Source organism: Arthrobacter gallicola (genome assembly GCF_014836775.1).
GTDB lineage: Bacteria > Actinomycetota > Actinomycetes > Actinomycetales > Micrococcaceae > Arthrobacter_B > Arthrobacter_B gallicola.
In genome coordinates, this window is the sequence record NZ_JACSQD010000001.1 from 305942 (window position 1) to 319168 (window position 13227).

A 13227-nucleotide genomic window follows, 5' to 3' on the forward strand; every position below is an offset into this window, starting at 1 on the left:
ACCGGTGCCGGTGTCCCTGCCGCGTTTGAGGTTCGCGGCCAGGAGGATGTGCCTCCGGGCTTAGGCGCAGGAGCGACAGGAGACTAGGGTAGAGATTATGAGACGCGCAAAGATTGTTGCCACTTTTGGCCCTGCCATAGCCAGTTACGAGAACACCGTAGCCGTGCTGCGTGCCGGCGTTGACGTTGCACGCATGAACATGAGCCACGGCGACCACTCAGTTCACAACAACACGTATGAGAACGTGCGCCGGGCCTCGGCCGAGCTGGGGAAGCCCGTTGGTATTTTCGCCGACCTCCAGGGCCCCAAGATCCGTCTGGGACGGTTCACTGACGGACCGCATTTCCTGAACCGCGGCGACACTTTCACCATCACGATTGAAGACATTCCCGGTACCGCCGAAATCTGCTCCACGACGTACAAGGGCCTTCCGGGTGACGTCAACGTGGGTGATTCGCTGCTGATCGACGACGGGAAGGTCGCTCTCCGGGCCACCGCCGTGGACGACACCAAGGTAGTCACCGAGGTCACCGTCCCCGGGCCCGTCTCCAACAACAAGGGCATTAACCTGCCCGGCGTGGCAGTCAATGTGCCTGCCATGAGCGAAAAGGACGAGGAAGACCTCCGCTGGGCCATCCGCCGCGGCGTGGACATGGTTGCCCTGTCCTTCGTGCGTAATGCCGAAGACGTCAGCCGTGTCCACGAAATCATGGATGAGGAAGGCCGCCGCGTTCCGGTGATCGCCAAAATCGAGAAGCCGCAGGCCGTGGCAGCGATCGAAGAGATCATCGACGCTTTCGACGCCATCATGGTTGCCCGCGGCGACCTCGGCGTGGAGCTGCCGCTCGAAGATGTGCCGCTGGTTCAGAAGAACGCGATTGAGCTGGCACGCCGCTGGGCCAAGCCGGTCATCGTAGCCACCCAGGTCCTGGAATCCATGATCGAAAGCCCGCGCCCCACCCGCGCCGAGGCATCGGACTGCGCCAACGCGGTGCTCGACGGCGCGGATGCCGTGATGCTCTCCGGCGAAACCTCGGTGGGCAAATACCCCATCGACACGGTCAAGACCATGGCCCGGATCATCGAGTCCACCGAGGAACACGGCCTGAACCGCGTTCCTCCGCTGGGCAGCAAGCCCCGGACCCGCGGCGGAGCGATCACCCGTGCCGCCGTCGAAATCGCAGATCAGCTGGATACAGCCTGCATCTGTACGTTCACCCAGTCCGGTGACTCGGCCCGCCGCCTCTCCCGCCTGCGGCCCAAGAAGGCTGTCTTCGCGTTTACGCCGGTGGAATCGACGCTGAACTACATGTCCCTGTTCTGGGGCATCCAGCCGATGCTGGTGGAGTTCGCGGAGCACACCGACAAGATGACTGCCCAGGTGGACCGGGTTCTGCTCGAACGCGGGATTGTCGAGGAAGGTGCCATGGTCGTCATCGCGGCCGGGTCGCCTCCCGGACAGGCCGGATCGACCAACCTGATCAAGGTCCACCGCGTCGGCGACGCCGCGGATGCCGGCGGCGAAGGGAACGGACGTCCGCTGGAGAAGGAAAAGGTCGGCCCGTGGCCGGTCAAGGAAGCCAATAAGGGCAAGGCCAAGCCGATCTAATCCGGCAGGGCGCTTGAGCCTTACCGAACTGCCCGGCCGGGTTATCCGGCCGGGCAGTTCTGCGTTAGGTCAGTAACCGCGATTTGGCGGCTGCAAACTCCTCGTCAGTGAGCACACCTGAGGCGTGCAGGTCCGCCAGCCGGCCAATTTGGTCGGCGAGCGTCGCCCCTCCGGCGGGTGCTCCCGCAGCTGGCTGCGGGGGAGCCGGGGGCGGGGGCGGCGGCATCTGTTCCGGCACGTTCGCGGCTGCGTATTCACGTTCGCTGCGGGCGCGTGCCCGGCGGTTGACGGCGTTGGACGTCGCCTGGGCTGTTCCCGAAATAACGGCGGTGCGGGCTATGGTTCCCAGGAGGCCTGGCCGGCCGCCTCTGTTTAGTGGCATGGTTCTCCTCCGTGTCGGCTCACTTTGCGGCGGCACTGGCGTCCAGCGCAGCGTTCACTGTGTCGCGGGGGATCCGCACATGCAGGGCGGTTGTTCCGCCTGCCCGCCGGACCTCCGCAGAGAGGGGCTGAGCCCATTTGTGTTCGAAGGCCGCAACCACCGCCGCTTCGTTGTTGCCAACCGATTCGGCAGCGACTTCCAGGTCCGCATCGCTGAGCAGCGTCAGCGGCCGGGAATCCACGAGCACATCGGCCCAGGCTTCGGGCAGATCGTCTTCAAGGTCGCGGATGTGCACCCTTCCGTCCCCATCCCGGGTTACCAGGACCAGGTCAATAAGGTTCACCGCACCGCTGCGGACAGTCTCACCCAGCGTGGTGATGACGCCGGCGTCGATGTCCGGTTGGGGGAAGGTGAAGATCACCACTTCCACGGGGCCAAGTTCCATGTTCAGCTCCTGATCCGGTCCTGATCCAGGCAATGTGTGGCTCCATAGGGGGCCCTGGGTGGTCTCAATTGTGGACCCGATGGCCAGGGAGCGGAACCTCGGAGGGTTTTTCGGGCACGGGGATGCCCCTTCTTCCTGGAACGCAGAACGGCCGCTGCAGCCCCCTCCAAGGGGGAGCCGCAGCGGCCGTGCAGCCAGGTCCGGTTAGTTGACCTGGTTGATGATGGTTTCCGCGACCTCGCGCATGCTCAGGCGGCGGTCCATGGAGGTCTTCTGGATCCAGCGGAAGGCCTCCGGCTCGGTCAGACCCATCTTGGTGGTGAGCAGGCTCTTGGCGCGCTCCACGAGCTTGCGGGTGGCGAACTGTTCCTTCAGGTCGGAAACCTCATTCTCCAGCGCCTTGATTTCCTCATGCCGTGACAGGGCGATCTCGATGGCCGGGATCAGATCCGCAGGGGTGAACGGCTTCACCACGTAGGCCATCGCACCGGCTTCACGGGCCCGCTCGACGAGTTCCTTCTGGCTGAATGCAGTCAGCAGCACCACGGGAGCGATGCGGGCCTTCACGATGGCTTCGGCTGCACTGATGCCGTCCATAACCGGCATCTTCACGTCCATCAGCACCAGATCAGGCTTCAGTTCGGTTGCCATCTCCACGGCTTTTTCCCCGTTGTCGGCTTCACCGACGACGTCGTAGCCTTCGCCGGTGAGGATTTCCACGATGTCCAGACGGATCAGCGTCTCATCCTCGGCAACGAGGACGCGCCGCGCGGGAGTGTTGGACGGTACGGGCTCGGTTGACTCAGACACAGATGCTCCTCAAAAGACGACAGCACCACCGGTGGTGACCGGTAGTTCACGGAAACAGCCTATCTGCATGTAGAGTAGTTTCGCGCCCAACACGAGGGATCAATCCGGTTGATCAACGTCACAGGGCCTGCCCGAATGGCGGAATCGGTAGACGCGCTGCACTCAAAATGCAGTATCGAAAGGTGTGTGGGTTCGAGTCCCACTTCGGGCACTTTGGCATAGGCACCCCCTGCACCCCGGTCTTCAGACCCGGGTGTTTTCTTTTGCCGTGGGCCGAAGTCCCTGCAGGACTGTCCAGGCGATAACCACCGCCACCAGCAAAACGGCGGAGTAGCCCAGGCCGGAGTAGCCAACCGCAGCAAGTATCAGCCCCGCCGAGGCACCGCCGAGGGCCCCGGCCGCATTCATGCCCAGATCGGAAATGCCCTGGATGGCCGGCCGCTCGGGAATGGCGACCGCCTCCGAAACCAGTGCCGACGCCGACACCACCGAGGCGGACCAGCCCAGGCCCAGCAGCACCAAACTCACCGTCACGGCAAGCGTGGACTGTGCCGCCAGCCCGGCGACGATCAGCGCGGCCAACAGGAGCCCCTGGCCCAGCAGCACCACGGACTTGCGCCCGATCCGGTCCGACAGCCAGCCGAACACCGGTGAGAGGGCATACATGCCGGCGATGTGCAGGCTGATGGTGAACCCCACAATGCTGATACTCGCCCCATGGCTGCTCAGATGGACCGGGGTCATCGACATCAGGGCCACCATCACCGCATGGCTGAGTGCAATCACGGCGACGGCGTAGCGCGCGGCAGGGTTGGTCCGCAGGATGACAAGCCCGGACTTCCGTGGAAGCGGCGCCGCGCCGTCGTTCCCTGAACCCTGCATCCGCCGGGCGGCAAGCAGCGGGTCGGGCCGCAGTCCCGTGAGGTAGACGGCCGCAGCGGCCAGCTGGGCGGTCAAAGAGAAGACAAAAGCGCCAGTGAGCGGCGGCAGGCCCAGCGCGGCCCCGACGGCTTCACCGGGACCGAACAGATTGGGCCCAAGGACCGCACCGATGGTGGTGGACCACAACACCACGGACAGGTCCCGGCCCCGGGTCTGCGGCTCCGCCAGATCTGCCGCCGCGAACCGCGCCTGCAGGCTGACTGCGCTCCCTGACCCGAGCAGCACCAGCCCGGCCAGGAGCAGGGGGAAGAGGCCGGCAACTGCGGAACCAACGGCGGTGGCGGCGCCCAGACTGGCAATCAACGCTCCGGTGGAGAGGGACACCCTCCGGCCGGATGCCTCAGCGAGCCGGGCAAGCGGCACGGCGGCAGCGGCAGCTCCGAGGGTGCTCATCGTCGCGGCCATGCCGGACCAGGCAGCGGACCCGGAAAGCTCCGCGGCCAGCAGCGCCCCCAGGGAAAGGGTGGCTCCCATACCAATGCCACCCAGGATCTGACCCGCCACGAGAACGGACAGTACCCGGCGCTGAGTGGGTTGGCCGGCGTGCAGTCTCCCGCCGGAGCGTCCGGCCTTCCCTGGTGTTTTCACTGCTGCCCCCATCACACACGCCGCTGTCCTGGGCAGGATATCCCGTCCGTCCCGAGCTCTCCTGGAGGCCCGCATCACAGGGCCTGGTGTCGGCCGTCTCCCGCGGACCCGGAGGAGAAAGTTCGGGAGTAGGCTCGAAATATATGTGATCGCATGAACGGATATGCGGCATATATCGGGAAATAGAGAAGGAGATGCCCCATGAAGGCATGGCAGTTTACCGGTACCAACAATCCCCTGGAACTCAACGAAGTCCCCGAGCCGAAGGCGGGCCCGGGCCAGGTTGTCGTCCAAGTGAAAGCCGCAGGAGTCTGCCACTCCGATGTGACCGCACTGGATGATCCGGGGTGGATGCCGCTCTTCCCGGTCCTGCCGCGGACCATGGGCCACGAGAACGCCGGCGTGGTCGTTGAGGTCGGCGAAGGCATGGATCACTGGAAGGTTGGTGACCGAGTTGGTCTGGCTCCGGTGATGAGCGACGGCGACGCGCTTGGTTACGGCCAGTGGGACGGCGGCTTCGGGCCGAAGCTCCTCGCCACCGATGACAATCTCGTCAAACTTCCCGACGAGGTGTCTTTCGAGCTCGCCGCCATGGCCACCGACGCCGGTCTGACCGCCTACCACGCCATTATGGCGGTCGGCGGAGCGAAGGCCGGCATGAAGGTCGGTGTCATCGGCCTCGGCGGACTCGGGTACATCGGTGCCCGGGTGGCCGTACTGTCCGGTGCGGAAGTCTACGGTGCAGAGATTAACCCGGAGACGCAGAAGCTGGCAGATGAGATTGGCCTGGCCGGTGTGGCTTCCTCGATCGACGAGTTCAAGGACAAGGGACTGGACCTGATCGTGGACTACGCCGGATTCGGCACCACTACGTCGGCAGCCCTGGAAACCCTGGCCGAGCACGGAACCCTGGTCCAGGTGGGCATGGGCCGGTTGGAGTCCACCATCAACACCTACCCGCTGATCATCAACCAGCTCAGCATCAAGGGTTCCAAGTCCGGAACCAAGGAGGACCTCGAAGCACTGTATGAGCTGATGAAGTCCGGCCAGCTGAACCCGCCGATGAACATCATCACCCAGGCCGAAATCCCCGAGGCAATTGAGAAGCTCCGGGCCGGCGGCGTGATCGGGCGGTTCATCGCGAAGTACTAGGACCGGCTCTGGGCCGTCGAATCCAGGGCTTTGAGCAGCCGGCCAACGGAACCGCCGAGGTTCCACTCATCGGCGAGTTGCTCCAGGCGGGCCCGGTTTTCACCCTCAACCGGGTGGAGCCGGGCCCCGGCCTCGTCCAGTGACGGTAGCTCGAGGCCGCGCACGATCCGCACCACGGACGGCGCGGCCTCGAGGTAGCCGGCCGCAGCAGTCAGTTTGGCGCGCACAGCCGAGGACAGTCCGCTGCCCCGGTCTTCGACGGCGGCGAGCAGCGACTCCAGTGAACCAAACTCGGCGAGCAGCGATGCCGCCGTTTTCTCCCCGATGCCGGCCACCCCGGGAAGGCCGTCCGAACTGTCGCCGCGGAGCGTTGCATAGTCGGCATACTGTTCCGGCAGGACCCGGTATTTGGCGACCATCGCGGCGTCGTCCATCACTTTCAGGTTCTTCATCCCTCCAGCGGTGTAAAGGACCCTGATCCCGCGGCTGTCATCAATCAGCTGGAACAGGTCACGGTCTCCTGTCACTACGTCCACCGGGCCGGCCGCCTGTGCTGCGTAGCTGCCGATGACGTCGTCCGCCTCGTAGCCGGGGACACCGACGACGGCGATGCCCGCCAGCGCGAGTGCCTCCCGGATCATCGGAATCTGGGCTTCCAGGGCATCCGGCACCACTTCCACATCCGACCCGCCGGGCACAGTCTCCGCGACCCGGTGCTCCTTGTAGGAGGGAATGAGATCCACCCGCCACTGCGGCCGCCAGTCATCATCCCAGCAGGCAACGAGGTGTGTGGGCGCAAACTCGGTGGTCAGCCGGGCAATCATGTCCAGCAGGCCGCGCACGGCGTTGACCGGTGTGCCGTCTGCGCGGCGAAGCGAATCCGGCAGTCCGTAGAAGGCACGGAAGTACAGGGATGCGGTGTCCAGGAGCATCAAACGGTCAGCCATACGCCTGATCCTTGCATGGATCAGAGGCTGGGCGGGAGAAGGCTGTGCCCTGCGTCAGAGCAGGCTAACGGGGGAGGGGGACCGGATGAAGTTCCCCGGGTGGGTCGCCGGCGCGGCCAGCATGCCGGCGCAGGCGTCGATGAGGAAGTAGCCGACCCCGGTCCAGTTGGTGGATTCCACCCCGTCCTGGACCCGGGCTTCGTATTCCGAGCACACGCTGAGCACCATGTTGCCGAGAATCCAGGACCGGCCGTACTGGGTTGACGGATCCATGCTTCCGCCGGCGGCCTGCACCCGCCGGTTCAGCTCCTCCGTCAGCGCATTGGGCACGGAGGCGTTGGCCAGCACCTCCTGCATGGACGGGGTGGTCCGGATCTGGTGCACAAAGCGTGCCCGCCAGCTTGGCACCGGCAGCGACCCCAGATGCTCCACCCAGGGAAGGATCAGGCAGGCCAGCACGTCCGGCAGCGCGGCGTCGTCGTCGAGGCCCGCCGCGAGTGCCGCGCGGCGCCGGTTGGTGTCCTCCGCATGCCGGGTGATGAGGGTGCGGACGAGCTCATCCCGGCCGCCGAAGTGATAGGCGACGGCGGAGTGATTGGCCGTTCCGGCGTGTTCGGCGATCCTGCGGTTGGACACCGCGTCGATACCGTGGCGGGCAAAAAGCTCCTCGGCCGCGTCCAGAAGAGCTTCGCGTGCTTTGTCGCCGTGTTGTCCCATGTGGTGTGCCCTTTTCTCCTGCTGTTCCGACAGAGGCATTCCTGAGATTGCCGGAGTCGATTACCAAATTTACGCCACGTGGCGTAATTTTGACGAGTTGGTTTCACCGACCGCGTTGTGACCGTCTGGTCCACGCCTCTCGCACCATCCATCGAACCACAGCACAGGAGCACGGCCTTGACCCACACTTCCCCCACGCCCTTCCCGCCGGACACGGTGGACACGGCGGCGAGCGAGGCTCCGGACCCGGGCAGCCAGCCCTCCGATGCTGCGGCGCTCAAACGTGCCAAGGCGGAGAAAATCGGGCGCTATGTGGCTATGTTCCTCATGCCCCTGCTGATGGTCTCCATGCTGGTTTGGGGTTACCTCGCGGCCATGCACGCCCCCGAGCCCCACAACATGCCGGTAGCCGTCACCGGTCCGGCTCAGCAGGCCGCCCAGTTCGCTGCTGCACTTGAGGCAGGCAACGCCGACGCCGTTGATATCCGGGTGGTGGACTCCGCCGAGACTGCCCGCCAGCTGGTGCTGGACCGGGAAGTAACCGGCGCCGTGTCACTGGCCGACGGCGGTGCAACCGTCTATACGGCTGGTGCGGCCGGCGCTTCGCAGGCGGGCACGGTCACGGCGCTGCTGGCTCCGCAGGTGCTGGCCGAGGGCCTGGCTCTCCAAACCGAGGACCTGGCGCCGCTGCCTGCCAGCGACATGGCAGGCCTGGGCGCCATGTTCATGACCACCGCACTTATGCTCGCGGGCTACATGCCGTTGAGCCTGATCCTCTCCAACTCGCCGGAGCTGCTCAGGTTCCGTCGCTTCGTGCCGGTGCTCGCCGGCTGGGCCGCCCTGATTTCCGCACTGGTGTGGACCGTCGTCGGGCCGGTGATGGGAGTGATCCAGGGGCACACCGCAGCGGTTCTGGGTATCTGCTGGCTTGCCGTTTTTGCCGTGGGAAGCGTCCAGCTGTTCCTCACCCGTATCCTCGGCCCGATGGCCGTGCTCGCCGGCATGCTCTTCCTGATGGTGCTCGGCGTACCCGCGTCCAACATGAGCATGTCGGTGCACACGATGCCCGGGCTTTATCCGCTGCTGCACAGCTTCCTGCCCGCTGCCGCCACCGGTGAATCGCTGCGCTCGGTGCTCTACTTTGGCGGGAACGGTGCGGGCTCCCACCTTCTGGTCCTGGTTATTGGTGCAGCCGCTGCCCTGCTGCTGACGCTGGGGCTGGACGCCCTGAGGCGGCGCCGCACGCCGGACGCTGCTCCTCCGGTGGTCCAGGTGGCCTCGCTGCACGGCGGACCCCGCCCGAAGAGCCGCAGGTGGCGCTACCTGACCCTGGGCTTCTTCCCGCTGGCCATGGTCGCGATGATGCTCTCGATGATGCTGGGTGCCATGTACCAGCCCACTCCGCGGGACATGCCTGTCGCCGTCGTCGGCACCACGGTTGAACAGGCCGAAGATGCCGCTGCCGGACTGGAGGAGAACCTCTCCGGATTGTTTGAACTGCGTGCCCTGGATTCCGCCGAGCAAGCCCGCGAACAGGTGAGGGACCGCAGCGTGGCCGCTGCCTTTGTGCTGCCGACGGCGGAGAATCCCACCGCGGCGCTGATCACCAACCAGGCCGCCGGAGTGAGTGCACAGCAGGTCATAGACCGGGTATTCGCCCAGGTGGCGTCCGGTCAGCAGATGGACCTGGCTACGGAGGACGTTGCTCCGCTGGCCACCGAAGACTCTATGGGAATGGCCACCATGTACCTGGCCATGGGCTGGATGATGGCAGGGTTCATGATCATTGTTGTGGGTGCGACGGCCGCCCCGGCAAGCCGTCCGCTGCGTAAGCTGCTGCCGGTTGTAGCCGGCTGGGCAGTTGGCTTCTCTGCCTTCCTCTGGGTGATCGTTGACGTTTTTGTCGGTGCCATCGACGGCCATTTCTGGGAGCTGTGGGCCGTAGGCGCCGTGGCGATCTTCTGCATGGCGATGTTCACCGCCGTCTTCGACCGGTTTATGGGCATGCTCGCCATCCTTCCCGTTATCGCCATCCTGATGTTCCTCGGGATTCCGGCATCCGGCGCCGCCATGTCGATCTACATGGAGCCGGACGTCTTCCGCATCCTGCACGAAGTGCTGCCCATGCCCGCGGCAGTGGAGTCCATCCGGTCCATTCTGTACTTCGGCGGCGACACGGTGGGCTCCCATCTGCTCACGCTCGGTATCTGGGGAGCCGTGTCCCTGGTGCTGGTGGCCGTCATTGACCGGATGAGGCCGCCGCGGACTGAAGCATGGCCGGTTGAGGCGGTTGAGGCGGTTGAGGCGGTTGAGGCGGTTCCGGCGGTGGAGGCAGCTCCGGCGGTGGAGGCAGCGCCGCTGGCGCGTCACAGTTAGCGGCCGCGCAGCCGCCGTGCCAGCATGTGGGGATGTCTCCCAACACTGTTCGTTCAGCCCCGCCGCGTGCCCAGTCCGCCGAAGAGCGCAGTGCGCGGATTGCCGTCACCGTCTTTCCCCTGCTGATTTTGGCAGGGGGAGCGGTGGCGCTGCTCTTCCCCGCACCGTTTACGGGGTTGTCGCCCCTGGTTAATCCAGGTCTGATGCTGATCATGTTTGGTATGGGGCTGACGCTCACGCTGCCGGACTTCGCCCTGGTGATCCGGCAGCCGCTGCCCGTTCTCCTGGGTGTTGTGGCGCAGTTCGTGATCATGCCCCTGCTGGGACTGGGCATTGCATGGGCGCTGGCGCTGCCTCCCGAGCTGGCAGCCGGCGTCATCCTCGTGGGGTGCGCACCCGGTGGCACTGCCTCCAACGTGGTGACCTATCTGGCTCGGGGCAACGTTGCACTGTCCGTGGCCATGACCTCGGTTTCGACTCTGCTGGCACCGATCTTCACACCGCTGCTGGCCCTGTGGCTGGCCGGCCGGTACATGGCTGTCGACGCCGGGGCAATGGCCCTTTCAATTGTTCAGATCGTGCTGATTCCGGTGCTGCTGGGCCTGGTGATCCGGTACCTTGCACCCCGGCTGGTGGACCGGGTCCTTCCGGTCCTGCCGTGGGTGTCCGTCATCGCCATCACCTTCGTCGTCGTAGCTGTCGTTTCGGGCAGTTCTGCCGCAATCCTCACTGCCGGCTGGCTGATTCTGCTCGCAGTCATCCTGCATAACGGTCTGGGCCTGGCGCTGGGGTACGGTGCCGCGAAACTCTTCCGCCAACCCGTTGCCGCCCGGCGCACCATGGCCATCGAGGTGGGGATGCAGAACTCCGGGCTGGCTGCCGGCCTGGCCAGGGACTACTTCACGCCGGAAGCTGCCCTTCCGGCGGCTGTCTTTTCGGTCTGGCACAACGTTTCGGGTGCCCTGATGGCCGCCTTCTGGCGGCGCCGCCCCACCGCCTGAGGGACGGCCGTCAAAGGACTTTGGGGTTCCGGCGATGATGTCGCCGGGACCGGGTTCTAACGGTGGGATGAACCCGGTACCGTATAGCTGCCTTTGGCACTCCGCCGAGGCAGAGAGGCTGCCATGAGCGTTTCCATCAGATTGACTGAGGCCGCAGCCGGTGAACTGGGTGAAGCCGCTTTCATTCAGTTCACCAACAGTGCCCAGAATGAATACGCGTACAACACCACCGAGGGAGGAACAGCGAGGATCCTTCGTACTGATCCGGGCACCGGAAACTGGAAAGTTCTGATGGAGTTCTCGCCGCCGGCATGGATCCGGATCACGGGCGTCCGGTTTCCGGCGAACAGCAACATGCTCGGCGGTGAGGCAGGAACCGCCGAAGGGCTGGATCCTTCCACTCAGACACCCACCCAGTAGTCCGGCGGAATCCTTCGGTTGCGGCGCTGCAGGATGGTTATCCGGGCAGCTTCGCCACCGGCCGGGCCCGCAGATGGGCCTTTTCACCCTGCGGGCCGAAAAGTGCCAGGAACTCGGTTCCGCCGTCTGTCGCAGCTCCCATCCAGTGCGGCAGGGTAGTGTCGAACTCCGCTGCCTCGCCGGGCTGGAGGATGAGTTCCTGGGTGCCGAGCAGCAGCCGCAGCGATCCGCTGAGTACGTACAGCCATTCGTAGCCCTCATGGGTCCGCGGCTCCGGATTCTCTCCGTGTTTCCTGGCCGGCAGGATGTACTTGTACGCACGGATGCCGCCGGCCTTCTCTGTGAGCGGGATGATCGTGGCACCATGACGCCTAATCGGCCGCATGTGAACCCGCGGGTCTCCGGTGGGTGGCGCGCCAACCAGTTCATCGATGCTCACCCGGTACGTCCTGGCCAGCGGCATCAGCAGTTCCAGGGTGGGACGGCGGCCGCCCGATTCAAGCCGCGAAAGGGTGCTCACCGAGATTCCGGTCTGCTCGGATACCTCTGCCAGCGTGAACTGGCGGTCGGTGCGCAGTGAGCGGAGCCGTGGTCCGACGCCGCTGAGAGTGTCCTGGGAGGTTTCGGCCATATCGTGCATCTTGCCATACCGGCAAAAAAGATTGCTCCTTCCGGCGGTGGGAATCAAGACTGGAACCAGGGAAGCGGCGACGGGCCGCTCGGGCAGGAGAACAAAGCATCATGAGCGAAACACCACGCACCCAAGCACTGGCTGGGCAGGATCAGGAAGCGCAGGCAAAGCCGGCGCTGGCCGGGGAGACCTATGACGTCGTTGTGGTCGGAGGCGGAGCTGCCGGGCTGAGCGGCGCCCTGGCACTCTCCCGCGCGCGCCGTTCGGTCCTGGTGGTCGACGGCGGCGATCCCCGCAATGCCCCCGCGGGTCATGTCCACAACTATCTCGGACGCGAAGGAACACCTCCGGCCGAGCTGTACGCCATCGGCCGGAGCGAAATCGAAAGCTACGGTGCAGCCGTTGCCGAGGGATTCGTTGCCGGCATCGCGCGCGAAGACGGTGGCCTGTTTGCCGTTGAGCTGACCGGCGGAAGACTGGTCCGGGCGCGGCGGATCCTGGCCGCCACCGGTGTTACGGACGTGCTTCCGGAGGTCCCGGGTCTCCGCGAGTACTGGGGGACCGGTGTGCTGCACTGCCCGTACTGCCACGGATGGGAAGTCCGGGACCAGGCAATCGGCGTTCTGTCCACTGAGCTGCCAACCGCCGTCCACCAGGCGCTGATGTGGCGGCAGTGGAGCGCCGACGTCGTTCTGTTCCTGAACGGGACCGGCGAACCCGATGCTGGCCAGGCGGAGCAGCTGGCTGCCCGGGGCATCCGCGTGGTGCCCGGCGAGGTTGCCGGCATTGAAGGGACCGACCGGCTCACCGGTGTGCGGCTGGTGGACGGAAGTGTCGAAGCCCGGGACGCCGTCGTCGTCTTCACCCGGCTGAGCGCCCGGGCCGACTACCTGGCCGGCCTGGGAGTTGTTCCCACCGAGCAGTTCGCGGGCGAAACGTCCATCGGCACTGCGCTGACCGTAAACCCGATGGGCGCCACTGACGTCCCCGGGATTTATGCCGCCGGTAACCTGGCGGCGCCGATGGCCCAGGTCATCGGAGCAGCAGCTGCCGGCCTGATGGCGGGTGCCGCGATCAACGGGGATCTGATTATGGAAGACACTGCGCTGGCCGTGGCCGCGCGCGTCTAGTTGGATCCGCTCTGAGACTAACCGCTTGTCGCCGGGCCCGTGTCCGGGGCTGGCGAAAGGCGGCGGTCCGGTGAGAT

At 65.6% G+C, this 13227-nt stretch carries 13 protein-coding genes and 1 tRNA gene; 7 read left to right on the plus strand and 7 right to left on the minus strand.

Features of this window, described 5'->3' with window-relative positions:
* The first annotated feature begins 97 nt into the window (after positions 1-97).
* The gene (pyk, locus tag H9639_RS01390; RefSeq protein ID WP_191806356.1) at positions 98-1609 is read left to right on the plus strand and encodes a pyruvate kinase; all 1512 of its coding nucleotides are present in this window, start codon (positions 98-100) and stop codon (positions 1607-1609) included.
* A gap of 64 nt (positions 1610-1673) precedes the next feature.
* Here the strand turns inward: pyk and H9639_RS01395 are convergent, their stop codons facing one another.
* The 3 genes from H9639_RS01395 to H9639_RS01405 all read right to left on the minus strand — a co-directional run bounded on the left by H9639_RS01395 (position 1674) and on the right by H9639_RS01405 (position 3246).
* A complete protein-coding gene (locus H9639_RS01395; RefSeq protein ID WP_191806357.1) occupies positions 1674-1991 on the minus strand; it encodes an SHOCT domain-containing protein in 318 nt (105 codons plus the stop codon).
* A gap of 19 nt (positions 1992-2010) precedes the next feature.
* Positions 2011-2436: a DUF6325 family protein gene (locus H9639_RS01400; protein WP_191806358.1), complete on the minus strand. Its 426-nt coding sequence runs from the start codon at positions 2434-2436 to the stop codon at positions 2011-2013.
* Between the two features lie 204 nt (positions 2437-2640).
* Complete coding sequence (locus tag H9639_RS01405; protein ID WP_191806359.1) at positions 2641-3246, minus strand: ANTAR domain-containing response regulator; 606 nt, start codon at positions 3244-3246, stop codon at positions 2641-2643.
* Positions 3247-3375: 129 nt separating this feature from the next.
* On the opposite strand from H9639_RS01405, the gene H9639_RS01410 reads away from it, so the two are divergent.
* Positions 3376-3457 (plus strand) — tRNA-Leu (locus tag H9639_RS01410).
* A 32-nt stretch (positions 3458-3489) separates the two neighbouring features.
* Here the strand turns inward: H9639_RS01410 and H9639_RS01415 are convergent.
* Positions 3490-4776 carry an MFS transporter gene (locus H9639_RS01415; RefSeq protein WP_318241940.1) on the minus strand — a complete coding sequence of 429 codons (1287 nt, stop codon included), beginning with the start codon at positions 4774-4776 and terminating at the stop codon, positions 3490-3492.
* A gap of 201 nt (positions 4777-4977) precedes the next feature.
* Between H9639_RS01415 and H9639_RS01420 the strand changes: the two genes are divergently transcribed.
* Positions 4978-5928 carry a zinc-binding dehydrogenase gene (locus H9639_RS01420; RefSeq protein ID WP_191806360.1) on the plus strand — a complete coding sequence of 317 codons (951 nt, stop codon included), beginning with the start codon at positions 4978-4980 and terminating at the stop codon, positions 5926-5928.
* On the opposite strand, the gene H9639_RS01425 is transcribed toward H9639_RS01420, so the two are convergent.
* Positions 5925-6875: a 5'-3' exonuclease gene (locus tag H9639_RS01425; RefSeq protein WP_191806361.1), complete on the minus strand. Its 951-nt coding sequence runs from the start codon at positions 6873-6875 to the stop codon at positions 5925-5927. The genes H9639_RS01420 and H9639_RS01425 overlap by 4 nt on opposite strands.
* Positions 6876-6929: 54 nt before the next feature.
* Positions 6930-7592 carry a TetR/AcrR family transcriptional regulator gene (locus tag H9639_RS01430; protein WP_191806362.1) on the minus strand — a complete coding sequence of 221 codons (663 nt, stop codon included), beginning with the start codon at positions 7590-7592 and terminating at the stop codon, positions 6930-6932.
* A 177-nt stretch (positions 7593-7769) separates the two neighbouring features.
* Here H9639_RS01430 and H9639_RS01435 point away from each other — a divergent pair, with 177 nt between their 5' ends.
* The 3 genes from H9639_RS01435 (at position 7770) to H9639_RS01445 (ending at position 11389) form a co-directional block, all read left to right on the plus strand.
* Positions 7770-9968, plus strand: a complete 2199-nt coding sequence (locus H9639_RS01435) for an ABC transporter permease (RefSeq protein ID WP_225219050.1) — start codon at positions 7770-7772, stop codon at positions 9966-9968.
* A 32-nt stretch (positions 9969-10000) separates the two neighbouring features.
* The gene (locus tag H9639_RS01440) at positions 10001-10969 is read left to right on the plus strand and encodes a bile acid:sodium symporter family protein (protein WP_191806363.1); all 969 of its coding nucleotides are present in this window, start codon (positions 10001-10003) and stop codon (positions 10967-10969) included.
* Positions 10970-11092: 123 nt separating this feature from the next.
* Complete coding sequence (locus tag H9639_RS01445) at positions 11093-11389, plus strand: hypothetical protein (RefSeq protein ID WP_191806364.1); 297 nt, start codon at positions 11093-11095, stop codon at positions 11387-11389.
* Positions 11390-11426: 37 nt separating this feature from the next.
* Here the strand turns inward: H9639_RS01445 and H9639_RS01450 are convergent, their stop codons facing one another.
* On the minus strand, positions 11427-12020 hold the full coding sequence (locus tag H9639_RS01450; protein WP_191806365.1) for a helix-turn-helix domain-containing protein: 594 nt from the start codon (positions 12018-12020) through the stop codon (positions 11427-11429).
* A 110-nt stretch (positions 12021-12130) separates the two neighbouring features.
* On the opposite strand from H9639_RS01450, the gene H9639_RS01455 reads away from it, so the two are divergent.
* Positions 12131-13150, plus strand: a complete 1020-nt coding sequence (locus H9639_RS01455) for an NAD(P)/FAD-dependent oxidoreductase (protein ID WP_191806366.1) — start codon at positions 12131-12133, stop codon at positions 13148-13150.
* Positions 13151-13227 lie beyond the last annotated feature (77 nt).